This is a genomic window from Anthropogastromicrobium aceti, assembly GCF_020687335.1.
GTDB lineage: Bacteria > Bacillota > Clostridia > Lachnospirales > Lachnospiraceae > Anthropogastromicrobium > Anthropogastromicrobium aceti.
In genome coordinates, this window is the sequence record NZ_JAJEQN010000048.1 from 1 (window position 1) to 26,546 (window position 26,546).

General features: G+C 40.7%; 16 protein-coding genes and 1 other annotated feature. Of the genes, 3 read left to right on the forward strand and 13 right to left on the reverse strand.

Annotation, left to right across the window (positions count from 1 at the left end; translation table 11 throughout):
- Positions 1-178: 178 nt before the first annotated feature.
- From LKD48_RS14145 to LKD48_RS14195, 11 genes are all read right to left on the reverse strand, one after another.
- Positions 179-1,249 carry a glucuronyl esterase domain-containing protein gene (locus LKD48_RS14145; RefSeq protein ID WP_308732352.1) on the reverse strand — a complete coding sequence of 357 codons (1,071 nt, stop codon included), beginning with the start codon at positions 1,247-1,249 and terminating at the stop codon, positions 179-181.
- Positions 1,250-1,289: 40 nt separating this feature from the next.
- Positions 1,290-5,036 (reverse strand): AAA family ATPase, encoded by a 3,747-nt coding sequence (locus LKD48_RS14150; protein ID WP_308732353.1) that lies wholly within the window; start codon positions 5,034-5,036, stop codon positions 1,290-1,292.
- On the reverse strand, positions 5,033-6,166 hold the full coding sequence (locus tag LKD48_RS14155; RefSeq protein WP_308732354.1) for an exonuclease SbcCD subunit D: 1,134 nt from the start codon (positions 6,164-6,166) through the stop codon (positions 5,033-5,035). The genes LKD48_RS14150 and LKD48_RS14155 overlap by 4 nt, the downstream gene beginning before the upstream one ends.
- Before the next feature lie 100 nt (positions 6,167-6,266).
- Positions 6,267-7,784: a CoA-transferase gene (locus LKD48_RS14160; protein WP_262535790.1), complete on the reverse strand. Its 1,518-nt coding sequence runs from the start codon at positions 7,782-7,784 to the stop codon at positions 6,267-6,269.
- Between the two features lie 3 nt (positions 7,785-7,787).
- A complete protein-coding gene (locus tag LKD48_RS14165) occupies positions 7,788-8,201 on the reverse strand; it encodes a NanQ anomerase/TabA/YiaL family protein (protein ID WP_308732355.1) in 414 nt (137 codons plus the stop codon).
- Positions 8,202-8,337: 136 nt separating this feature from the next.
- Positions 8,338-9,618: an MATE family efflux transporter gene (locus LKD48_RS14170; RefSeq protein WP_308732365.1), complete on the reverse strand. Its 1,281-nt coding sequence runs from the start codon at positions 9,616-9,618 to the stop codon at positions 8,338-8,340.
- A gap of 64 nt (positions 9,619-9,682) precedes the next feature.
- Entirely contained in the window at positions 9,683-10,132 is a 450-nt protein-coding gene (locus LKD48_RS14175; protein ID WP_118613830.1) for a MarR family winged helix-turn-helix transcriptional regulator, read from the reverse strand.
- 172 nt (positions 10,133-10,304) lie between these two features.
- Positions 10,305-11,042, reverse strand: a complete 738-nt coding sequence (locus LKD48_RS14180) for a histidine phosphatase family protein (protein ID WP_308732356.1) — start codon at positions 11,040-11,042, stop codon at positions 10,305-10,307.
- A 126-nt stretch (positions 11,043-11,168) separates the two neighbouring features.
- The gene (locus LKD48_RS14185; RefSeq protein ID WP_308732357.1) at positions 11,169-13,541 is read right to left on the reverse strand and encodes a valine--tRNA ligase; all 2,373 of its coding nucleotides are present in this window, start codon (positions 13,539-13,541) and stop codon (positions 11,169-11,171) included.
- 62 nt (positions 13,542-13,603) lie between these two features.
- Positions 13,604-13,875, reverse strand: a binding site (T-box leader).
- 60 nt (positions 13,876-13,935) lie between these two features.
- On the reverse strand, positions 13,936-15,549 hold the full coding sequence (locus LKD48_RS14190) for an MBL fold metallo-hydrolase RNA specificity domain-containing protein (RefSeq protein ID WP_308732358.1): 1,614 nt from the start codon (positions 15,547-15,549) through the stop codon (positions 13,936-13,938).
- An 88-nt stretch (positions 15,550-15,637) separates the two neighbouring features.
- Entirely contained in the window at positions 15,638-16,576 is a 939-nt protein-coding gene (locus tag LKD48_RS14195; RefSeq protein ID WP_308732359.1) for an AraC family transcriptional regulator, read from the reverse strand.
- A 163-nt stretch (positions 16,577-16,739) separates the two neighbouring features.
- Between LKD48_RS14195 and LKD48_RS14200 the strand changes: the two genes are divergently transcribed.
- Both LKD48_RS14200 and carB read left to right on the forward strand, forming a co-directional pair.
- A complete protein-coding gene (locus tag LKD48_RS14200) occupies positions 16,740-18,776 on the forward strand; it encodes a glycoside hydrolase family 31 protein (protein ID WP_308732360.1) in 2,037 nt (678 codons plus the stop codon).
- Between the two features lie 113 nt (positions 18,777-18,889).
- Positions 18,890-22,117: a carbamoyl-phosphate synthase large subunit gene (gene carB / locus LKD48_RS14205; RefSeq protein WP_308732361.1), complete on the forward strand. Its 3,228-nt coding sequence runs from the start codon at positions 18,890-18,892 to the stop codon at positions 22,115-22,117.
- A 59-nt stretch (positions 22,118-22,176) separates the two neighbouring features.
- On the opposite strand, the gene LKD48_RS14210 is transcribed toward carB, so the two are convergent.
- Positions 22,177-23,298 carry a DUF362 domain-containing protein gene (locus LKD48_RS14210; RefSeq protein WP_308732362.1) on the reverse strand — a complete coding sequence of 374 codons (1,122 nt, stop codon included), beginning with the start codon at positions 23,296-23,298 and terminating at the stop codon, positions 22,177-22,179.
- Between the two features lie 17 nt (positions 23,299-23,315).
- Complete coding sequence (locus LKD48_RS14215; RefSeq protein ID WP_308732363.1) at positions 23,316-25,259, reverse strand: glutaminase domain-containing protein; 1,944 nt, start codon at positions 25,257-25,259, stop codon at positions 23,316-23,318.
- 185 nt (positions 25,260-25,444) lie between these two features.
- Between LKD48_RS14215 and LKD48_RS14220 the strand changes: the two genes are divergently transcribed.
- The gene (locus tag LKD48_RS14220) at positions 25,445-26,470 is read left to right on the forward strand and encodes an alpha/beta hydrolase (RefSeq protein WP_308732364.1); all 1,026 of its coding nucleotides are present in this window, start codon (positions 25,445-25,447) and stop codon (positions 26,468-26,470) included.
- The last annotated feature ends 76 nt before the right edge of the window (positions 26,471-26,546 follow it).

The following is a 26,546-nucleotide window of genomic DNA, read 5'->3' on the forward strand; positions in this document are numbered from 1 at the left end:
TACTTCCACCACTGTTTTTGCAATGGTAAGTTCCGGTTATGACCTACTGGAACTGGAATTTACTTTTCCAACTGACCTTGAGGAAATTTAAAATTTTCTGCATTATAATGCCGCTAATCCAAAGCTTCTTTAGCTTAGATTAACGGCACTTTTTGTTTTACTTATTGTCATTATGATTTTATATATTTTTTTCTTCTCGATACTTCATTACCGCATGCCAGTCATCACGTCCCAGAAAATGTGTACCTGCGCGAAGGAAAAATGAAATATTTCCTTCATCATATAAGGTATCTGGCAATATTTCATCTTGGCAAATCAGTCCTTTCTGTCCTAATATTTCAAAAGCTGGACTGGCAGCAAGTCCGCTTAGTACCTCAGAATGCGCATCTGCCCAGAGATCGCGCGTAGCTCCTGTCAGGCAAACATAGCGAGGTGCAATAAGTGCAATTAAAAAATGCATGTCAAATGGCAAATCATTTGCATCACGATCATCACGAAACAAATTCGGGCAAAACCAGTAACGTGTATATTCACGTGACAGATCACGAAAACTTTCTGCCTGACTGCCACGGTAAAGACTTCCTGAATTTCCAGCCACAGCAAGAGAAAAACGCTCATCCATAGCAGCACACCATAGGGCTGTCAGCGCCAGACGTGAATGACCTATTACTGCAATGCGGGCATGATCAAGCTGTACTACAGTCTGTAAATAATCCATTATTTTGCTTGCTCCAAATGCCCAAACTGCAATCTTACCCCAACGATCTTTCTTAATCCAATCTTTTTCAAAGCGGCTTACACCTAAAAAGCTCTCCTTACTGTCATCTGGATCAATATCCTGATAGCAGACGTGCACAATTGCATATCCGTTATCTATTATTTCTTCTCCCAAGCCTCCAGCCACAAGTTCATTAAACTGCAGATGTAGAAATACAGGTATCTTTTCCTTTGCTGACTTTGGCAAAATCAATTTAAATAGAAACTCGTATGCATCATTATTATTTGCTAACTGAACTTTTATTGTTTTTTCAGTTGCCTTTCCACCATATGCATCTTCATCCACACCCACACATTCAAATGTAGATTTGATATTTTCTGGTGTTACTCCCATATATTCATGACACAATAACTTTTTAATTTCTTCCCGGCGAAGCTTCCAATTCGCGCAATTTGTTACCGCATCTCCATTCTCCAAGCGCATTAGCTCTGGAAGATGTCTATTTTCAATTTCTTTTTGTAGTCCATTCATTCTTCTTTTCCTTCCTTTCATTTTTCTATGTTTTATGATTTTAATTTGTTTCGATTTTTATATAGCTGCCAGGACCGTCTGTTCCCATCGTCTTTGTGACAAGAATCTTTTTGTTAATAGAATCCTTTAGCTCTGCCACATGTGAAATGATGCCAACCATACGATTTTTGTCTGCCAGATTTGCAAGTGCCTTTAATGCCTGCGAAAGTGCTGCCTCATCTAATGAGCCAAATCCCTCATCCACAAACATCGTATCAATCTGAATGCCACCTGCTATTGACTGTATCTCATCTGAAAGACCAAGTGCAAGGGACAAAGCTGCCTGAAAGCTCTCGCCGCCCGAAAGTGTCCGTACACTTCGCTCACTTCCATTGTAATGATCGATAACATTTAAATCAAGTCCTGCTTTTTCTTTTTTATTTTCGGCATCCTCACGACGCTTTAACTCATACTGTCCCTGACTCATCGTCATTAAACGCACATTTGCCCGGCGCAGTATGCGCTCGAAATAAGCCATCTGAACATATGTTTCAAGCTCAATTTTAGGCTTTCCTGTAACCTGACCGTTTGCTGTGTTTGAGAGTTCACGCACCCAAACATATTTTTTCTCTGTTTCCTGCATTACTGTCTGGTGTTTCTTAACGCCAAGAAGTACAGCACGATTCTTCTCATTCTCGGCAAACCAAGTCCGACATTCCTGTGAAGTTTTCTCTTTTTTAATCGACAATTCCTCCTGTTCTTTTTTTACCAGTTCTTCCTCTGGCATTGTACCGCCATTGTCTTCTAGTATCGAAAGAATCTGCTTTTTCCCCTCCTCTATGCTGTTTCTTAAGATTTGCTCATCTGCCTTCAGGCTGTGCATCTCTTTTTGTGCTGCCTGATATACCTGCTCAATTTGCTGCTGCTCGCTCTCAATTCGTTCCATTTGCTCTTGCAAACATAAACAAAGTTCTTGTGCGCTTTGGCCGTCCCACTGCGCATTCTGTGCCTGCAAATAATCATATTTTTGTCTCAGACTGTTTTCTCGTTCCTGATTTGTGGCTCGCTCCTCTGCAATTAAAATCTCTAGCTGCTGAAATGCCTCATCTGCTTTTTCTTTTTTTGTCTGTTCCTGCAAAAGTGCTTTTTGCAGCCGATCCTTATTTTCCGTCTCTGCCCTAAGCCTGTTTACCTGCTCTTTTTTATCCTCATACAATTTGGCAATCGCAAAATCACTTTCTACTTCTTTCTTGAGCTTTTCAATTTGGACTTTTGTAATATCAAGCTTTCCTAGCATACCATCAAGGTTTGTCCTTTGCTCTTGCTCTTTTTGCAGCAAATTTTCTTTGCTTTTCTTAAGCTCATCTTCTTTTTCCTTTAATGATCTTGCATACGCAATATTCTTGCCTGCCTTAAAAAGCGCCTCCTTTGCCTGCTGCAATTGTTTCGTCAAAAATGTTTTCTTTTCTGTCTCATTTTTATCAGCTGCAATCTGATCAAGCGACTTTTTCATGCTCGCCGCCTTATCGGTCAGCACTGCATAATTTTCTTTTTCCTTTTGAAGCTGGCTGACAGCAAACTGCTGTTTTTCTTTAGCATTTACAAGTTCTGTTGTTAGGCAATGATACGTCGTGCTTTGTTGTTCTAAGCTTGTCTTTTGTGTCAAAAGCTGTTCTTTTTTTTGACATAGCTGTTTGAAGCTTTTCTTTAGTAATTCTTCTGCCTGATCACATGTCTTAATTGATTCAAATATTACTTCTTCACTCTTAAGCCATTTTATAATTTCATCAAACATATTCTGACGCAGCTTTTGAAGCTGAGCGTAACTTGCTTGTGCCGCGGCACTTGCCTTTTCTGCTTTTCTTTGTGCTTCATCTGTTTTCTTTTGCATTTCATCAAGTTCTTCACGGCTCACTGTCTGTAAATTCTTTGCGGCCAGAACAGGATGATGCACAGAACCGCACACTGGACAAGGCTTGCCCTCTTCAAGTCCTTCGGCTAAAATTCCTGCCTGCGCATTCAGATAACATGTCCATGCCTGCTTCCACTCTGACTGGCAGCTTTCATATGACTCTATATAAATTTTACACTTTTTTTGAAGCTCTGTATGTATACGCTCCTTCTCTTTTTCTTCTTTCAGCTGTTTTTCAAATTTAGTAAGTTCCTCAAGGCGATAGTCATTCTCCTTTATCTGTGCTTTTTTCTGTTCCAAAAGTACATCGCAGTCTTTAAGTTCTTCACAAAGCTGCTCTTTTTTCTGTATCATCTCATTAAGCTTATCAAGCTGCTCTTTTTGCTGAATGATTGACTGCTCCTTCTTTTTTTGACAGTCGCATGTACTTTTATACTCTGCATAGCTTGTCTGATACTGATCAAGCTGATGCTTTCTATCCTCTACCAGACTTTGACAGCGCTGTTCCTCTCTTCCTGCGTCAGACAGCTTTTCTATCTCAATTTCACAAGCCTTTATCTGTTCTTCTTGCTGTTTTCTCTGATCAAAGACAGACTGAATAGACTGCTTCAATTCACAAATTGTTTCTTCCGCTTCTAATTTTTGCTTTTGAATCTCTTCCCACTCATTTTTTTGCTTTTCAATCTGCTTCATTTGCAAAAGCGCCTGAGAATATGCCACCTCACAATCCTTTAATAGTTCTAGCTGACGATTCATTTCTTCTATACACTGTGTCTGCTTTTTTCTTTCCTCAGACTGTCTTAATTGCGTGTTTTCTTTCTCTTTAAGATCATTTTTTACTTGTATAAGCTGTTTTTCTTCTGATTGAACTGCCTCGCACAACTGCTTATCCTGCTGCAGACGATGTTTTTTTGCTTCTAACTCTTTTTGTCTTGGCTGTTTGTTAACCTGATCATAAAAAAACTCCTGTGCCTTTATCACCTTTGGCAGCAAAGTTTCTAATCGTTTTTCTTTTTCCTTGACACTCTCACAAGTTTCTTTATACCGCTGAAGCTTTTCTTCATAAACGGCAAGTGTACGCTGTTTGCATGAAAGTTCTTCCTCCTCTTTTTTGAGCATCTGATACTTTTCTTCCCCTGCTGACAAAAATCCTTCAATTAACTCAATTGCCCGAAGTGTCTGACCGTCAAAGCCATTTTTCTTTAATATGTTCCATTCAGGCTCTTCAATAGCACCATTAGGGCAGACTGCCATGCTTAGTTCCTGACTAATGCCTTTTCGCAGATCCTCATATGCTTCTTTTTGTCGGCTAAGTTCTGCCTTAAGAGCATCCTGAAACTGCTGAAATTTTTCTGTATGAAATATTCGTCTAAAAATTTCTTTTCTAGTCGCCGTGTCAGCAAAAAGAAGCTTTTGAAAATCTCCCTGGGCAATCATAACAATCTGCGTAAATTGGCGATAATCCAAGCCTAAAATTTCTGTTACAGCTCTTGTGACATCCTTAGACTTTGACACAATCGGTCTGCTCGAATCTGACAAATATTCAAGCTCTGCCTCTGCCTTTTGAAGTGTCAAGCCTGTTCCTCTTCCCTTAGGTCGCTGATACTCTGGATTTCTTTTTACGCGATACTTCTCTCCCCTATAGCAAAAGGTGAGCTCTACATATGTTTTTATCTCTGCTTTCGCATATTTGCTGCGAAACATCTGCGGATCACGCACTTCACCGCTGGCTTCTCCATATAGTGCAAATGTGATAGCATCAAAAATGCTTGTTTTTCCTGCTCCAGTATCTCCAGTAATCAGATAAAGTCCCTGCGTCCCCAGACGTTCAAAATCAATCGTTATCTCTCCTGCATATGGTCCAAACGCACTGACTGTTAACACTTGTGGTCTCATGATTTGTCCTCCTGTAATCGCGTAAACAGTTCTTCTACAAATTGTTTTTGTTCTATACTCATTGGCTGATTGTTCTGCTTTTCGTAAAGCTCTTCAAACAGCTGTTTCTCACTCTTTTTCTTAATCTTACTGTCAAAATCTATTGTCTGCTGCGTTCTTGTTCTTAGATTGTCATAAGAAAGACCAAGAAGATTTGGATAGATAGTGCGAAGCTTCTGCATTCCATCTGGAATATCTTCCTCATCTGTCAGCGTAATCTGCACATAATCATCCGTAGCTGTCCCCTGATAAAATGTGCGCGCTGTCACTTCCATATAAGAGCCATGAATTGCCCTAAGATCATGCTTTGGAATTAATGGAATTGTGCGAATAACAATATCATTCTTTTTTCCCATCTCGATAACAGTAACTGATTTTTCCTGTCCTACCTCGGAAACTGAATATTTTAATAAAGTTCCGCAATAACGCACATTTTCTTTTATATTCTGCGGACTATGAATATGACCAAGTGCCGTATAATCAAATGCTTCAAAGATAGATGCATCTATATTATCAACTCCGCCAACAACAATATCCTCCGAATCACAGCGGCCTGCACCCGTAACAAATTGATGTGCCACCAAAATATTTCGCTTTTTCGTATCAATATCCATATGTTTTACTGCCGCAAAAACTGCATCCTGATATGACTCAATTTCCTCTTGTCCCAGTGCACGGCGCACAATAGACGGACGAACAAATGGCAAAAGGTAAACTTGTGCTTCTCCAAATTCATCTGTCAATATAACCTTCTGTGTACTGCCATCATATACTGTAGACAAGTACACGCCTGATTGCTTCATCAGCCCTGCACCAAACGCAATGCGCTCCATTGAATCATGATTGCCGCTGACAGCACATACTTTAATTTTTTGCGCTGCAAGTGCATTAAAAAACCAGTCTAACATCATAACAGCCTCAGTCGGTGGAATAGGTCTGTCATAAATATCTCCCGCCAAAAGGAGTGCGTCTGCATGCTCTTCTACGCAAATTTTGACTACCTGCTCCAAAATATAACGCTGATCATCCAGCATTGAAAATTCATTGATCCGCTTTCCAAGATGCAGATCAGAAATATGTATCAATTTCATAGCTTCTCCTTTTGTTCTCTACTTGCAAAAAAACAGCACTAAAAGAAGTGGGCCTTGACCCTATCTTCTCTTTTGTACTGTTCTTGTAAAATATATGTTTTTACTGTTTGTATTCTACCTCAAACGGAAGCTGGTCAAGAATATCACGCTTCGCGTCAATACCAGGATACACCTCAATAAGTTTAAGTCCCTTAGGTGTCAGTCTAAATACACAGCGCTCTGTCACATACAAAACCTTCTGTCCATTTTCGATTGCACGCTTTGACGAAAAGCTTATGCTATTAACATGCTCTACAAATTTAGGTACTGATCCTTCTTTTTCAATAGTAATCTCACCACTTTTTTGTGATACAGTTAAGCCTTTTGCATTAAAGCTCATGCAGAATACAACAGTTGGTGTCTTTGCAGTTATATTGGCAAATCCACCAATACCAGCAAATGCACCTGGACCTCTGTGTGCATTAATATTTCCATATTGATCAACCTCAAGTGCACCCATAAAGCATATATCCAAACCGCCATTGTCATAAAGATCAAACTGGTTTGCCATGTCGTAGACGGACGCAGCTCCGATCATCGCGCCAAACGCCTCACCCGAAACTGGAAAACCGCCAATACCACCTGATTCAACAGTCAGTGTTACCATATCGAGCATGCCGCTCTTTCTTGCATAGCGTGAAACCATCTCTGGAATGCCAATTCCAATATTAACAATATCATCAACCCTAAGCTCTTTGGCAGCTCGTCTTCCAATGATTTTTCCGATTGTATTATCCTTGAGCATCTTTTCTGATGCCTGATCAATCTTCTCACTCCAGGTATGCCATTCCTCATATGGAATTTCAAAGCTTCCCGTCAGCGCTGTATACGCTTCATTTCGCTCTTGTGGCTCTGCAACTACAATCGCATCTACCAGACAGCCCGGAATAATAGCATTTCGCGGTCGTGACGGCGTGTCTACCAGCCTATCTACCTGGACAATTACTTTTCCTCTGTTTGCCTTTACAGCCTGACAAATGGAAAGTGCATCGCCAGACATAAACATATCGTCAAAAGTAATATTTCCCTTATGGTCTGCCGCAGTTCCCTTTATCAGCGCAATTGTTATTTTCGGAAGCTTATAATAAAGAAACTCCTCACCATCCACTTCTACATGCTTTACAAGCGAATCGTCAATCGAAACTCGGTTGATTCCTGGTCCCTCCATTCTCGGATCGACAAATATATCAAGACCAACCTTTGAAAGTGCACCTGAAAGTCCCCCTGCCTGTGCGCGAATCGCATGAGAAATACAGCCAAGCGGCAAATTGTATGCCTCAAAGCGATCCTCCAACACAAGCTTTTTTGTGCTCATCATAGCACCAAAATGACCACAAATCAACCTGTCTACTGCCCCGTCACGAATGTATCCTTCAGCATTGTGTTCAGTATCCCACACGCCAAATCCTGCACTAGAAACAATTGTCAGATGGGTAGGTGACTGCATTTTCTGATAGCGGCGATAAAGTGCCTCATGCAGCTCCACTGGATTTTCAATTCCCACAAAGGAATTAACACATATACAGTCTCCATCCCGAATCAAACGGATTGCTTCATCTGATGTCATAATCTCATACATAGATTAAGCCTGCCATTTAACTTTTGCTACGCACTTCTTTACGTGACAAGCTTCTTTTCCAGCACGCATCTGCGGCTTATGAGCAATGCTCGGAGGAAGTACTGCGTAAGAACCTGTTGTCAGAATGGACTGACACATTTCTTCTGGCTCCTTCCAGAATGCAACATCACGCTTTTCATCATATTCCTCATCTGCCTCTAAACCAGTTCTGCTTACAGTGTCGATCTCCTCCTCACCGGAAATGATCCACTGAATATCTGCATAACAATTATGAGTCTCCAGACGGCAATTCTCTGCTGGCTTTGTCTCATACTCCTGAATCATAAAATAAAAATCATCATTTACCTGGTAGGTACCAACTTCAAGTGCTGCTAAATCCTGCTTTTTTAAGTAGCAAACTGCTTCTTCGATTGTCATTTCATATTCCTTCCCAAAAAGCGCCCGCATTGGCACTTTCCTGCGTATACTTTATGTAACTTTTTTGCATCTTTCATGCTTTTCTAGCTTACTTAAAAAATATTTTTTTGTCAAGCATACTACACTATGTTCTTTTTTAAATACACTTTCTGGCTTTATTCATCCACACAAAGAATCCTATATTTAAGACAATTCCAAAAATCGTTGCCACTGGTGCTGCAAATCCTATATTTGTAAGACTTGCATTTGGCTGAATACTCATGTAATATGCCAGCGGAAGACGAACAAGCAATGTCTGGATCAGTCCCTGTGCCATTACCCACATAGTCTGATCGTGTCCGTTAAAATAACCAATCATACTAAATAATATAGCGGTAACAATTGTCTCCAGTGCAAAACCTTTAAGATAATCATATCCTTTTTGTATAACATCGGCGTCTGTTGTAAATATTCCTGTCAAAAGATCCCCCTTAAGAAGAACAATGGCAAACACAACCATTCCAATCAAAACACCTACACCAATTCCAGTAAACATCGCGTTTTTAGCTCTTTTTTCGTTTCCTGCTCCAACGTTTTGTGATACAAATGATGCCATTGACTGCATTAAGGAACTTGGAATCAACATCGCAAAATTTACAATTTTACACGCAACACCATATCCAGATGAAGCCTCTAATCCCAGACGGTTGACAAATGCACAAAGTGCAAGGAATGAAATCTGAGTCAAGCATTCCTGAAGTGCTAATGGAAGACCAATTTTCAGTGCACGCTTGCAGTGGCTATTAACCTTAAAATCAGCTTTTGTGATTTTAAATGGAAGCTTCTTTTTCATCAGCATCCATAATGCAAACACAACACTTACAGCCTGTGCTGCTACAGTCGCAATCGCTGCACCTGCTGCATCCATATGAAACCCTGCTACTAATATTAAATCTCCTGCAATATTGATAACACATGCAACTGCAACAAATATCAATGGTGACTTACTGTCTCCAAGTCCTCTAAAAATAGCAGAAAGAACATTATAAGCAACAATAAAGAAAATACCACTTCCGCATATCTTTACATAAACAGATGTCAGACTTACTGCTTCCTCTGGTGCCTGCATCAATACAGCAATCGGACGCGAAAACACGATCATTATAACAAACAGCACTGCTGACATTACCGCAAATACAACTACAGAACCGCCAATCAGTGCACCAATTGACTGTGTTCTCTTCTCGCCAATATATCTGGCAATCAAAACTGTAATACCCATTGCGAACTGTGTTATCACAAATGTTACAAGATTTAATACCTGACTTCCTGTCGATACTGCTGAAAGACCAGATGTCGTTCCAAATCTTCCCACCACAAGAAGATCAACTGCGCCATATGCTGCCTGCAGCACAAGTGCACCAAGAATCGGAATCATAAATGGAATTAATTTTCCAAGTATGCTGCCTTGCGTGAAATCTGCCTTATCATTTACTTTTTCTCTACTCAATGTCAACTCTCCTTTCGCTCATGACCTGATAAAATTTCTTTATTGTCTGAATCATACAATCTGCTTCCTCATCAGAAATCATGTCCAGATACGGAGCCAGTCTGCTGTAATAGTTTCTGTCGTACTTATCAGACAATTCTTCTCCACTTTTTGTAATCGCAATATACGTAACTCTCCCGTCTTCGTCTGAAGAAATCTTCTTGAGATATCCCTTCTCTTCCATAGCTTTGACTGTTCTCGTGACACCTGGTCTTGGAAGATTTAACGCATCACTAATATCAGATACCTTCACATACTCTTTTGTTTTCTGCAACGTATGAATAACATCAAGATATTGGATATATGCCGGACTAACACCATCTGGAAGCTTTGGAAGCAGTTCTCTGATTCTTTTTGCCATATAGCAGGCATCAAGCATCCGTTTTATTTTCTCAGAATCCATGTTTTCTCCTTTCTTGTTTTGGTGGTCAATTATAGTAATCTTCTATATAATTACCGCTGATAATTATTTAGTTACCATCGGTAATTATACGATGTTGTTTTTTCAATGTCAAGCTGCTTTTTATAATAAAAAACCGGGGGCAGCATTTGCCCCCGGTCAAAAAAGTACACGATCAATCATGTCTTTCTTCATTATTATCATATGTTTCACAAAATCGTGCTGCAAAGGATGCCGGCTCATCTGCTGCATATAAATGAGACTGATCTCCAAAGGACTGCATACGAAAGCTTGCAATACCTTCTCTTCTCTCCTCTGTGTACAATGTTGTCACAGAAGACGGTGCCGCTGCTGTCCCATGCCAAAGAACAACTGGTGATATTCCAAGCAGATGACCAAGCATCACGCACTCTACACCAAAATGGCAAAACAGCACAATCGTATCCCTGTTTGAATGCTCTGCACGATAATAGCCATTCTCTCTTGTATATCCATGCTTTTTTAACAGTGAATCCAGACCATCATACACCCATGCTGATTCAGTATCTGCCTTTGCCTTTTTCATAAATGGTGTGTTCATCCACTGATCCTTATCATAATATGCTGGCTCACTTGTCCAACGAGCAGGAAGCAAATCCCAACAAACCTTATAAGTACCAGTATCCTCATCAATCGCCGGTGCCTCGAACTCACGAAGCCACTTAAACTCAGTCGCTGTCATACCAAGCTTCTTTAAGGTCAAGGATGCTGTATCCTTTGCACGGCCAAGCGGTGATGTATAAATATAGGTATGTTCCTTCTGCAGCTGTTTTTCCATGCGAACAGAAAGAAATTCTGCTTCTCTCCATCCTTTTTCTGTCAAAGAGTCAATCTCATAATTTGGATCGCCATGGCGAACAATAATAAGTCTCATTTTTCTTTCCTTTCTATATTTAATAGTTTCAATTTTCACTTAATTTCCACTTATTTTCACCATGATTTTAGCATATCAGCAAAAATGTGACAAGTGCAAATATTAGCTTATCCGTGAACTGCAACCTTAACTTCGAATCTGAATCTTCTCTGCTGCCGTACAGGCATAAAGATCGCCAAGTGTCTTTTGATAAAATTCCCGATACGCTTTTGGGCATGTAATCGTCAGCTTTTCAATAGGATCTTTCATCGACATCTGTTTTTGCGTCTTATCTTTTCTTACCTGTGTCAGTGTTGCCTTTACATGTTCGCCAAATTCAAGATACTCTGTCTGTGTCGTTTTCGTTTGCCAAATAGTCTGATGCAGCGAAATCTCTTTTTCGTATTGACGATAATATTCCTGAAAGATATAGTCTGTCATATACGGTGTATAAATCGCATACAGCTTAAGGATTCCAAGAAGACTGTAATACAGTGCAGTCTGACCAGACCTGCAATTTTCTTCTCCATGCTTTTGTGGCTGATAAAGGCGTTCTTTTGCAATTTCAATATAAAAATCGCAGAAATCGCTCCAAAAAAGCTCATCAATTTCATGGCGTGCCTGTCCGATCTCAAATTCGTTTAGAAGCTGTGCTGCGCGAATCGTTGTCTCATTTACGCGTTCCATGATCCAGCGATCTATCGGAAGCATTTTTTCTTCCTTCATCGCATTCTCTGGTGTAAACTCATTCAACTGAAGAATTACAAATTTAGATGCATTGTACAGCTTATTTAAAAACCGTTTTGAAATTTTTAGTTCTTCCTCGCTGAAAAATGTATCTGTTCCTAGCTTGCTGTTTGCCGCCCAGTAGCGCATCGCATCCGCAGAATGTTTTTCTATCAGCATCATCGGTGAATTGGACGCATTATTTTTTGACTTGCTAATTTTTTCTCCCGGCTTTGCCAAGACAAAACCACTAATCATTATATCTTTCCACGGAACCTGTCCTGTATGATACAGACTCTTTACGATAGTATAGAATGCCCATGTACGAATGATCTCATGTGCCTGACTTCGCATTCCCATTGGAAAAATCTCATCCGAAATGTCGTCAGTCTCTTTATAGTGTGCATTGATTAATGGTGTTACTGACGATGTTGCCCATGTATCAAACACAGCCGTCTCTGGAATAAACTCATTACAGCCGCACGTACATGCTTTTAATGGACTCTGCTCAAGCGGATTTACTGGCAGTTGGCTCTCCTCTGCAAAAATCGGTTTGCCACACTTTTTGCAGTACCATACTGGAAATGGAACACCAAAATAACGCTGTCTTGAAATACACCAATCCCACTTTAAGTTTTCAACCCAAATTTTATAGCGGTTCTTCATATGCTCTGGATGCCATCGAATCTCATCTGCTGCCTTTAAAAAACGGTCCTTCTCTGAGAGAACATCAATATACCACTGTTTTGACATAATGAACTCAACCTCATGCTGACAGCGCTCATGAACAGCAACCATATGGCGAATCGTCTCTTGTTTTACCAAAAGATTTTGCTTCTTTAGTAATTCAATGATATACGCTCTGGCCTTTTTTACAGTCATTTTCCCTATAAAATCAATCTTCTCGCTGATTGTTCCATCTGCAAGAATCACTTCCTTAGATGTTAACTTATGCTTCTGATACCACTCAACGTCGGCTGAATCACCAAATGATGCACACATAACTACGCCAGTTCCCTTGTCCATCGCTACAGTATCATCTGCAAGAATTGGAATTTCAAAATCATATAACGGAACTATTGCTTTCTGACCGATAAACTTCTTATATCGCGTATCATCTGGATGAACAAAAATGCAGGCGCATCCAGCAAGCAGTTCTGGTCTTGTTGTCGCAATCAAGAGATTGCCAATAGGTGTAGTAAAATTCAGATAGTTAAATACCGTCTCACACTCTTTTGTCTCAAGCTCGGCCTGTGCAATTGAAGTTTGGCATTCAGTACACCACAGTACTGGAGATGTCTTCATGTAGGCTTTTTTCTTCTTTGCCAGCTCAATAAAAGAGCGCTGTGAAATTCTTTGTGCCCGATCTGATACTGTCTGATACTGCAAATTCCAGTCTACACTAAAACCCAGACGACTCCACAGTTCTTTAAACTCGCCCTCGTAAGTTCCTATCGTTTTCATACACTTTGCCCGAAATTCACTTCGAGGCATCTGATTTGCCCGAATTTTCTCATCGCGCTCAACTAAGCGCTCTGTCGGCAGTCCATTATCATCAAAACCAAATGGATAAAATACATCGTATCCCTGCATCCTCTTAAAGCGCGCAATCATCTCTGCCTGTGTATAGGAAAATACATGACCAATATGAAGCTTTCCGCTTACAGTCGGCGGCGGCGTATCAATTGAAAAGATTTTTCTCTCTTTTCCATTCTGATAGCGATAGATATCATTCTCCTGCCACATTTTCTCCAATGCTTTCTCTGCCTTTTGAAAATCATACTTTTTTTCCATTACAGATTCCTCCTGAATATAAAGATTATCCAACACAGACAAAAAAACGCCCTGAGCCAAACGCCCAGGGCGAACATACATGTCCGTGGTACCACCTAGATTCAGAAATACTTCTGCACTCAATACAATACGAGAATCTATTTTTAATTCCGATATTGCTTCCCTTGATAACGGTGGGAATCTCCGTTGGAGTCTACTAAAGCTATAAAAACTATACCTGTTCGATCCAAAGCTCAAAGGCTACTTCCATGCGTCCTTCACGAAATTTTTCACCAACCAATTTCTCTCTGTCCATCCGGAAACTGCATGTACTCCTCCTCGTCAATGCTTTTTGTCTGTAATTGTTACGCACAGTATATCACAAAAATATGCAATGTCAAGCTTTTTATTATTTTTATTTATCCCAACGTCTGCACAACTTTTCAATATCTTCTGTGAAACGGCGAATATCTTTATTGGCACCTTCTCTGTATTTTTTTACAATAGCAAGAAGCTGCTGTGCTGCATCAAACAGTTTTCGATATACATCACTCATCCGGCCTTCTCTTGGCTGATAATCCTTCTTAACATACTCTCTTGTTCCTTCACGAATTTTTTGATCTGACAGCAAATCCCACGATTCTCCTGTGTATGGTGCCGTTGCATTAATCCCATAGGTAGTTGTCAAAAGAGATGCAAATGAATCTGTGACAGTATCCTCTCCATGAACAACAAATACATGTGTTGGCTTAGGTGCAATATGGCTTACCCAGCGCACAAGTCCTTCTCTGTCTGCGTGACCGCTTATTCCCGTCATGCGTGCAATTCGTGCCTTTACACAAATTTCTTCTCCAAAAAGTCTTATATTTTTTGCACCGCCTAACAGCACGCAGCCAAGGCTTCCCTCTGCCTGATAACCAGCAAATAAAATGGTGCATTCTGGCCGCCAAAGATTATGTTTTAAATGATGGCGGATTCGTCCGGCATCGCACATGCCAGATGCTGAGAGAATGACCTTGGGTTTTGGATCTTCATTGATAGCACGTGATTCCTCTACGCTGACGGACAATCGAAGTCCCGGAAAACGAATCGGATTAATTCCCTGACGCACAAGTGCCATGGCTTCCTCATCAAAGCATTCCTGTGTATTTGTCATAAAAATATTTGTAGCCTCCACAGCAAGCGGACTATCCACAAAGACTTCTGTATGTTCAAATTCTGGCAGTTCATGATCTACCTTAAGCTGCCTTAAAAAATATAATATTTCCTGTGTACGTCCAACTGCAAAACAAGGGATCACTAAATTTCCGCCGGCAGCAAGTGTCTCCTTTAAAATTTGCTTTAACTCGCTTTTACAGTCTAAAAGAGAAATGCCCTGATCATGACTTCTATTTCCATACGTTGATTCCATAACAACATAATCGGCATCGTCCACATATGATGGATCTTTAATCAATGGCTGATTCGTGTTTCCAATATCACCGGAGAACACAATTTTCTTTGTATGTCCTGCTTCTGTCAACCATACCTCAATAGACGCTGACCCAAGCAAATGGCCAACATCTCTCATCCTGATTTGAATGCCCGGTGCAATATCAATCTTTTTTTCATATTCACATGGAACAAAATATGTCAGCACATTTTCTGCATCCTCAATAGTATAGACAGGAACCACCGGCTCTGCATCACTTCTCTTATTTTTTCTGTTTTTCCACTCTGCTTCAGACTCCTGAATATGAGCGCTATCCTTCAACATGATTCGACATAGCTGCGTCGTTGCCTTTGTTGCAAAAATACTTCCACGAAAACCATTTTTATAAAGATACGGCAGCATTCCAGAGTGATCAATATGCGCATGCGTCAGAAAAACATAATCAATCTGGGAAATTGGAAACGGCAGTTCTTCATTCACATAAATATCACGTCCCTGCTCCATGCCACAATCAACAATAATCTTCTTATTACATGCCTCCAGACAATGACAGCTTCCTGTCACTTCATGAGCAGCTCCATTAAATGTTAATTTCATAGCAAAACCCTCCTTTTTCAGTTTTTCTTATACTTCTATATATATTATACTATTTCTATTTCTATAAATCCAGACTATTTTCTTACAATTATATTTCATGATTTTGTATAAGAGCCATTTCCTTACGATACGAAGATGGAGTCATTCCCGTTATTTTTAGAAATGTGCGGTTAAAATAACTTATGCTGTTAAAGCCACATAATGACGCTACCTCACTGATTTTTTTGGAAGATCTGGCAAGCATCTGGCTGCTGTTTAACACTCTGCATCTGTTTAGATAACAAAATGGTGTCATTCCTGTCCATGCCTGAAACAATCTGCAAAATTGACCTCTGCTTAGATGAACCAGACTGGCAAGTTCTTCAAGCGTTAAATCTTCCATGTAATGTGTCTCAATATATGACACTGATTTTTGCAGATATTCAAGCTGCGGCCTTCTTTTTTTTGCATCTGGATAAAATGACTTTAAATGATGATCATACAATTTTTGCCAGATCATTAAAAACGTTCCCTGAATCAAAAGTTCCTTTGCTGCAATTTTCTCCTCATCCATAGAAAATATAAATTTCAGCTGCGTTAATATTTCCTTATGCCAATTTTTTTCTGACGTAAATGTTACGGCATACTTCCATGATCCACTGCAAACAGGATACATATATTTTTGAAAGCATTCTGAGTTATGCGGTGAAATAAGCCATAGCGGATCAGCTACTGCGGCATGAAATAAAACAGTCCCTTTAGTTCTTGCCCAATGCATAAGCTTTGGAGGCACGAAAATACCATCTCCTTTCTTTAAAAGAAATGCATGATTTTCAATAAAAAACTCTACTTCTCCTTCCTCCACATAGAAAAACTCCAGTTCTGGATGCCAGTGAAGATAAAGTGCTGGGAAGTTTTTTTCTGGCAGCGCTGCTACACCATCTGTTTCTGTAGGAATTTCTATTTTTGTTGTATGAACAGACACTGGAACAAAATGAGATTTGTGAGGTACTGTTTCTCTATATTGATCTTTTTTCTGTGTACTCATTTTCACGCCCCTTTCTTTTCTATATCGTAACACATTTTAAAAAAATGCGCAATATAGTGCTACTTTTTGATACCATTTTTCAAGTATTTCTTTTTTATTTTTTGTATGATAAAGCTATCAAATGATGTCAATACAAGATGATAATTGACAGAAAGGTGGATTTATGAATACTATGCATCAAGAGGGCAATGCCCTTATTTACGAAAATGATGGAGAACTTTTACGTATTGAACCTTGGGGCAAGAATAGTCTGCGTGTTCGCTCTGTTATGCAGGGTCCAATCTGTGATACTGACTATGCACTTATTGAGCTGAATGAAGCTGATAAAGCAATTGTAACATCGATTTCAGTATCCGAATATGAAGCAAGTATTACAAACGGAAAAATAACAGCACGCATTGAAGTAAGCAACTGGAATCACAAATGTGTCATTTCCTACTACAACCAGAACAAAAAGCTGCTGCTTAAAGAAACAGGCGACGGCGGTGCTCTCAATAAAGACAGCAGACGCTTCCACGGAATTATTGGCGGTGCTTACAACCTGCATGTTTCCTTCGCATCTGCTCAAAATGAAAAGCTGTTTGGAATGGGTCAGTATCAGCAGGATGATCTTGACTTAAAATATACCACACTTGAACTTGCACACAGAAATTCTCAGGCAAGTGTTCCTTTCGTTCTTTCCAGTCTTGGCTATGGCTTCTTATGGCATAACCCAGCTATTGGTCAGGTTACATTTGGAAAAAATGTGACAGACTGGTATGCAGCAAGCACCAAGCAGATGGATTATTGGATTACAGCCGGAGATACCCCTGATGAAATTGAGCAGGCATATGGACGAGCTGTTGGAACTACACCAATGATGCCAGAATATGGACTTGGCTTTTGGCAGTGCAAGCTTCGTTATTGGAATCAGGAGCAGCTTCTTTCTGTTGCCAGAAAGTACCATGAGAAAAAAATCCCAGTCGATGTGATTGTATGTGATTTCTTCCACTGGCCAAAAATGGGTGATTTCCGATTTGAAGAAGAATTCTTCCCAGATCCTGATGCCATGGTTAAGGAATTAAAAGAGATGGGCATGGAGCTTATGGTTTCTGTATGGCCGCAGATTGACACGCAAAGTGAAAATTTTGCAGAAATGAAGCAAAAAGGACTCCTCGTTAAAACAGAGCACGGTGTTGAAATTTGTATGCGTTTTGGCGGTGAAAGTGTTTTCTTTGATCCTACTAATCCTGCTGCACGCCGCTATGTATGGGATAAATGCCGTCAAAACTATTATGATAAAGGTATCCGCGTATTCTGGCTGGATGAAGCAGAGCCTGAATATCTTGGCTATGATTATGATAACTATCGCTACTATCTTGGACCAGATATCCAGATTGGAAATGTTTATCCTCAGTATTTTTCCCGTACCTTCTATGAAGGTCTGAAGGAGCAGGGTGAAAAAACAGTTGTAAATCTTGTCCGCTGTGCGTGGGCTGGCAGCCAGCGCTATGGTGCACTCGTTTGGTCTGGTGATATCCACAGTGACTGGCCAACATTCCGTCGTCAGGTCAGTGCAGGATTAAATATGGGAATTGCTGGTATTCCGTGGTGGACAACTGATATCGGCGGCTTTTCAGGTGCACGTCCAGAAGATCCACGTTTCCAACAGCTTTTTGTTCGTTGGTTTGAGTGGGGAACATTTTGCCCTGTTATGCGTCTGCACGGTGATCGTGACTGCGATGACAGACGTGTATTTCACGCAGATGGTCGTCCGGCGCTCTTTACTGGCGGTGACAATGAAATTTGGAGCTATGGTGCAGAAAATGAAATAATTTTAACACGCTATATCTTCTTAAGAGAGCTGATGCGTCCATATACAAGAAAACTGATGGAGGAAGCTCATCTGTACGGCAAGCCTGTTATGCGTCCAATGTTTTACGATTTCCCAGAGCAGGATGTTTGCTGGGAATTAAAGGAACAATATATGTTTGGACCTTCTATCCTCGTTGCACCGATTCTTTACGAGGATCAGAATGAGCGCGATGTTTATCTTCCATCTGGCAATAAATGGACATTGCTCATGAATGGTGAAGTTTACGAGGGCGGTCAGACACTTCATGTAACTGCTCCAATCGATGAAATACCTGTATTTATTCGAGAGGACGGTCCAGATCTTGTTGATGGTTGGAAAAAAATTAGAGAAAATCACGAAATTTAACTTTTTTTTGAATTTCCCTCTATCATATTTTTGAATTTTCCTTTATAATAAGAAAGGTTAAGGAAGTCTCTTATCCCGCTTTGATCTACAAAAAACGACTAAAGGAGAATATCATGTCAAAGAGAACAGACATCAACAAAGTTTTGATTATCGGATCTGGCCCCATTATTATTGGTCAGGCCTGCGAATTTGACTATTCCGGAACACAGGCTTGTAAGGCTCTTCGCAAGTTAGGTTATGAAATTGTCCTGGTTAACTCCAACCCGGCAACCATCATGACAGACCCGGAAATTGCCGATGTTACCTACATTGAACCGCTCAATGTACATCGTCTTGAACAGATTATCGCAAAAGAGCGTCCGGACGCACTTCTTCCAAATCTTGGCGGTCAGTCTGGTTTGAATCTTTGTTCAGAACTTGCAAAAGAGGGCATTCTGGACAAATATCACGTTCAGGTAATCGGTGTTCAGATTGATGCTATTGAACGTGGTGAGGATCGTATTGAATTTAAAAAATCAATGAATGAGATCGGCATTGAAATGGCACGCAGTGAAGTTTCCTATTCAGTTGATGAGGCACTCGCAATTGCTGATAAGCTTGGCTATCCAGTTGTTCTTCGTCCTGCCTACACAATGGGAGGTGCCGGCGGTGGTCTTGTATACAACAAGGAAGAGTTAAAGACCGTTTGTGCAAGAGGTCTTCAGGCCAGTCTTGTAGGCCAGGTTCTTGTTGAGGAGTCCATTCTTGGTTGGGAAGAGCTTGAGTTAGAGGTTGTTCGTGATGAAGAAGGAAACATGATCACTGTATGTTTCATTGAAAATATTGACCCTCTTGGTGTTCATACAGGTGATTCCTTCTGTGCTGCTCCAATGCTTACCATTTCCAAGGAGCTTCAGGCGCGTCTTCAGGAGCAGGCTTATCGCATCGTTGACTCCGTACGTGTAATTGGTGGTACAAACGTGCAGTTCGCTCATGACCCTGTTAGTGATCGTATCGTTGTCATTGAGATCAATCCAAGAACTTCTCGTTCTTCCGCTCTTGCATCTAAGGCAACTGGTTTCCCGATTGCTCTTGTTTCTGCTATGCTGGCAGCCGGACTGACCTTAAAGGATATTGAATGTGGAAAGTATGGCACTCTTGATAAATATGTTCCAGACGGTGACTACGTTGTTATCAAGTTTGCTCGCTGGGCATTTGAGAAGTTTAAGGGTGTTCAGGATAAGCTTGGCACACAGATGCGCGCTGTTGGTGAAGTTATGAGTATCGGAAAGACTTACAAAGAAGCTTTCCAGAAGGCAATCCGAAGCCTTGAGATTGGCCGCTATGGTCTTGGCTTTGCAAAGGACTTCAATGCAAAGACAAAGGAAGATTTGTTAAAGCTCTTAATTACACCATCAAGTGAACGTCATTTCATCATGTATGAAGCACTTAGAAAGGGTGCCACTGTTGATGAAATCTTTGAGATTACAAAGGTAAAGAAGTATTTCATCGAGCAGATGAAGGAGCTTGTTGATGAAGAAGAAGCACTGCTTGCATGCAAGGGTGCGCTTCCATCTAATGCACAGCTTATCTCTGCAAAGAAGAATGGTTTCTCAGATAAATATTTAAGCCAGCTTCTTGCTGTATCTGAAGATGATGTTCGCAATCGCCGCATCGAGCTTGGCGTTGAAGAAGCTTGGGAAGGTATTCATGTAAGCGGTACAAAGGACAGCGCATACTACTACTCTACCTATAATGCACCAGATAAGAACCCAGTAAATAGCGATAAGCCAAAGATTATGATTCTTGGCGGTGGTCCAAACCGTATTGGTCAGGGTATTGAGTTCGATTATTGCTGCGTTCATGCATCTCTTGCTTTAAAGAAGCTTGGATTTGAAACTATTATTGTAAACTGTAATCCAGAAACCGTTTCTACAGACTACGATACATCTGATAAGCTGTACTTTGAGCCATTAACACTTGAAGATGTTTTAAGCATCTACAAGAAGGAAAAGCCGGTTGGCGTTATCGCTCAGTTCGGTGGACAGACTCCATTAAACTTAGCTGCACAGCTTGAGAAAAATGGTGTAAAGATTCTGGGAACCTCTCCTGCAGTTATTGATCTTGCTGAGGACCGCGACCTGTTCCGTGCTATGATGGACAAGTTAGAGATTCCAATGCCAGAGTCTGGTATGGCTACTACTGTAGATGAAGCTCTTGCAATCGCAAAAAGAATTGGTTATCCTGTTATGGTTCGTCCTTCCTACGTTCTTGGTGGACGTGGTATGGAGGTTGTTTACGATGACGAGAACCTGACAAGCTATATGAAGGCAGCTGTTGGCGTAACACCAGACCGCCCGATTCTGATTGACCGCTTCTTAAATCATGCACTTGAGTGTGAGGCTGATGCAATCAGTGATGGTACACACGCATTCGTTCCAGCTGTAATGGAGCATATTGAGCTTGCTGGTATTCACTCCGGTGACTCAGCATGTATCATTCCTTCTGTTCACATTACACCTGAAAATGTTGAAACCATTAAGGAATACACCAGAAAGATCGCTGAGGAAATGCATGTAAAGGGTCTTATGAACATGCAGTATGCAATCGAAAACGGTAAGGTTTATGTACTTGAAGCAAATCCACGTGCATCTCGTACCGTTCCGCTTGTTTCTAAGGTATGTAATATCCGCATGGTTCCGATTGCAACTGATATCATTACCTCTGAGCTGACAGGACGTCCGTCACCAGTTCCAATGTTAAAGGAGCAGAGCATTCCTTACTATGGTGTTAAGGAAGCTGTATTCCCATTCAACATGTTCCCAGAGGTTGACCCTCTGCTCGGACCGGAGATGCGTTCTACTGGTGAGGTACTTGGTCTTTCTACCTACTATGGAGAAGCATTCTACAAGGCACAAGAAGCTACTCAGACATCTCTCCCACTTTCTGGAACTGTTCTTATTTCTGTAAACCGCAAGGACAAGGATGAAGTTGTTGAGATTGGAAAGCTCTTCCATGAGTGTGGATTTAAGATTCTGGCGACAGAAAGCACCTGCAGACTGATTAATGAAGCCGGCATTCCAGCTGAGCGTGTTAATAAGCTTCAGGAAGGCCGTCCAAATATCTTAGACCTTATCACTAATGGAAAGATTGATCTGATCGTTAACTCACCAGTTGGTAAGGACAGCGCTCACGATGACAGTTACCTGCGTAAGGCAGCTATCAAGGGCAAGATTCCTTACATGACTACAATCGCTGCAGCAAGAGCTACCGCAAAGGGTATCCACTATGTTCAGCAGCATTCTGATTCTGATGTAAAATCTCTTCAGGAGATTCACAGCATGATCTGCGATAAGAACTAAATTATAAAAACTAAATTTCTTCAAAAAAACCGCGGTGAACGAAATCACCGCGGTTTTCTTTAAAATTTAATTAATTCATACTCTCTATTTCCAAGTCCAATCTTTTCTGCATGTTCCAGCGTTTCCTTCCAACGCACATTCGGATTGGAATCCATAAAATGATCATGATGACGATGCCAATCTGGTTTTGCAAGATTATCTGATAGCTGAGAGTTTGGCATTGGATCTGCCTTAAGACATGCATCTGCACATGCCTGATCTAACGCTACCGGATCAAATGATGCAAACATACCGATATTTGGCAGAATAGCCGCATCATTTTCTGGATGACAGTCACAGTTTGGAGAAACATCTACAATCAAACTTATATGAAAATGAGGACGACCATCTACAACTGCTTTTGTATACTCTGCAATCTTGCATCCTAAAATTTCATTTGCATTATCATTTGGATTATGAATTGCATCAAATGAACAGGCACCGATACAGCGTCCGCAGCCCTTACAAATATCCTCATGAATTACAGCCTTTCCTGTATCAAAGAAAATCGCATCTGATCCACATTCCTTTGCACAGCGCTTACAGCATCTGCAAAGATCTGCATTTACAACTGGCTTTCCCTGACTGTGCTGATGCATCTTTCCTGCACGGCTTCCGCATCCCATACCGATATTTTTCAGTGCTCCTCCAAAACCTGTTGATTCATGACCTTTAAAATGCGTCAGTGAAATAAACACATCTGCATCCATAACAGCTCTTCCGATGTACGCTTCCTTGCAATATACACCGCCCTCAACAGGAACAATACAATCATCTGTACCGCGAAGACCATCTCCGATAATAACATGACATCCTGTTGTTATTTCATTAAATCCATTTTCCTGCGCACAATCTAAATGCTCCAATGCATTTTTTCTAGAACCAGGATACAAAGTATTGCAGTCTGTCAAAAATGGCTTTCCGCCGGCTTCCTTAACAAGGTCTGCTACTGCCTTTGCATAATTAGGACGCAGATATGCAATATTTCCCAGCTCACCAAAATGCATCTTGATCGCTACAAACTTATTTTCAAGATCCATTGTTTGAAGACCTGCCTTACGGCACAATCTTTTTAGCTTTTCCGGGAGTCCAACTCCATTTGATGTTCTAAAATCAGTAAAATAAACTTTTGCCTTTTCCATGTTGTCTCCTATTCTATTTATTTAATTTGCTCTGCCAGCATTGGCATAAAAATGCCGCCCTGAACACTTCGAGCAATAAAATAGCAATACCTTCCACTATCAGTCTGATACCAGTCTGAAAATGGCACTCGTGTCTTTGTTTCCTTCAAATATGCTGCCACCGGCTGTATAAGTGCTGCTGTATTGTCCATCGCTGCACACCAAAGAATCCAGTCACTCTTTGTATAAGCTGCTCTGCTATCAAGCGGTGTTCCATATCGGTTTGCTTTCTTTTTATAATAAGCAATCTCCTTTTCATACACCTCATCCAAAAACAGTCCGCTCTTCCACAGCTTGTCCCAAATCAGGTTATATTTTAAGCTCCAGGTATCTTTTTTTCCTTCTCCAAATACAAGCTGATAATGATCGTCGGCTTTTGCGCGCTTTTCCCAGTCTGATGCCATATCTGCTGCTATCTTATGGTACTTCTTTGCCTCATCTTTTTCACCTGCCAAAGCTGCTATCTGAGCATATCCTTCGATTCCCATAATCGCTTTCACAGAAAGGTTTGTATTATGTGAAAGATGACCGGCAAAATCATCTGTACACAACTGCTCACCCGGATCTGCACCATAACGTATCAGGTATTCACGCCATTTTTTTAATGTTTCCATATATGGCAGTGCAAAAGAAACATTTTGCTCCATACGGCAAACCATTGCCGTCATAATAAGCATATTTCCACATTCCTCTACAGGCATCTGATCACGCAAACCATATACATTACTTTCTGACGGATACATATAGTAAGGCGGGTACACAAATTGATTGTCTGAGCGAAAACGCCTATTTTCCTCATCTGAGCGGCCATATACCTGCCCCCACGCATATGGATAGCGTCCTACATCATGAGGTGCAAAATCATACGTCCACACATCACAGTCTGCAAATCTAAAAATTGGGCGCAACATTCCCTTAACATATTCTGTATTATAAAGCATAAATAACGGCACTGACGGATAACTTACATCAACAGTTCCAATGCAACCATTAGAATCATTTTCCTTTGAGAGAAAAATTAAATTCTGATCTTCATCTGTGATCAGCTTGTGCGCTGCAATAGCATGACGATAGCTCATAACACATAAAAATGCATACTCATCGCCGCCAATCTTTTTCGCCTTCGCTTCTATCTCACAATCTATTTCTGATGCCTGCTTGCAAACCTTTTTCTGATCTGCAAAGGCAGCTGAAATTGCTTCCAGAATTGTCTTATATTTTGTTGTCCAGTACGCCTTTCTCCACTCTCCGAAATAATTGATTGATGCAAGATCATCATATGCCAGAATAAGTGTAGTCTGACCATTTAAATTTGCTGCCTGACAGCGAATTGTTTCATTTGCTGCATCATATGTAATCGTGCTTTTATCATTTCCTGCAAGATACACATAACCCCAGTCAATTGTCGTATGATCACCGCTGCTTCCAAGCGGCTGCTGACGCATACGTCCCATAAACGCGTAGGAAAATTCCTGCTTAAAAGTTCCAGCAAAGCCTGCCACTTCGTCCTTTTCTTGGCGCACAAGATCAGCTGATACAATAAAATCAAGCTGTACATTGTCCGCATTCTTTTTCTCAACCATAAAATCAATATATGTACACGGCCTTGATACAAGCAATGGATCACTCAGAATAAGCGGTGACGTAAAACGACAGCATAATCGCACCTTATCGTTTTCAAATGTATATGTTGTCGCAGTAGCTGTCACGTCCAATGATATCTGAGGTAATATTTGGTGAAATTCCTTATCTCCCATAAAACAATATACAGTTTTATCCACAGTCAAATATCCTCGAATCTGCTGGCGCTTACCAGTCCAGTGAACAGTATCCGTATCATATAAATGGTCACTGGATGACCAGATTGAAAAATATGGATCATGCGTAACAAGCGGTATACTTGCCGCTCTTGTAACCTTCATAATAAACCTCCGTTTTTTTTATTTTAATTTCCTTTCTTTTATTTTACCACATATTTCATGTTATACACAATTGATTTTACTTTTTTTCAATGAATTTTAATCAACTCTTCATAACCTTCGATTGCATTTTCAAGCTGATTTTGTTACAATAATTAACGCATTAACTGAAAGGACATTAAGCTTTAATGAAAAAACATATCAATAAATTATCTGCTATACAAAAAGCTGCTGCCGGAATTGGCGGCGCAGTTGTCGTTTTGGCCTCTGCCACAGATTTTTTTGCTGGAAATTATCTTGTCAACTACGCTATCGGCCGTGGCGGCGACGGTGGAAACCGTACAGTTTCTGATGATGCTGACGCAAATATTGAAGCCCAAAAAAGTGCTGACGCAGAGACAATCATAAATGATGCCAAAAAACAAATGGGTCTTTCAGCCGCCCTTTTTGAAGAGGCTCATCCTGCCAAAGATATTACCATTTTGTCAAATGACAATTTAAATCTTTATGGTGCATACTACAAAAATGAAGCTGCTGCCAGCGATCACCTTTGGGCCATTGTGATTCACGGCTACCGCTGCGATCACAATTCAATGACAGAGTTTTCACAGCGCTACTATGAGAATGGCTATCAGGTAGTAGCACCTGACCTTCGCGCCTGTGGAAAAAGCGAGGGCAATTATGTCGGTATGGGCTGGCTTGACCGCCTCGATATTATCTCATGGATCAACTGGATCATTGAGCAGGACCCTGATGCCCAAATTGTGCTGCACGGTGTCTCCATGGGCGCTGCAACTGTCATGATGACCTCTGGTGAAACACTTCCTGAAAATGTAAAAGTATTTGTTGAGGACTGCGGCTATACAAGCACCTGGGAAATATTTGCAAATGAATTAAAGCTTCGCTTCAATCTTCCGGAATTTCCGCTGATGCAGACTGCAAGCCTGATTGCATCTAACAAGGCAGGCTATGATTTTAAAGAAGCAAGCTCACTTACTGCTGTATCTAAATGCGAAAAGCCTATGCTTTTTATTCATGGAACAGCAGATGACTTTATCCCATATTCTATGATGAATGAGCTTTATGAAGCAAAACCTGGCACAAACAAGCAAATGCTTACAGCAAAAGGTGCTACCCACGCTAACTCACTTTATCTTCTTGGCGAAAGCTATTGGGATACCGTTTTTGATTTTATTAACAAATATATAAAATAAATTGTAACTATTCAGAGCCATGCAAAATTGCTTTCTGTGAATGCTTGCATTCAGACAGAATAGCAATTTTATATGG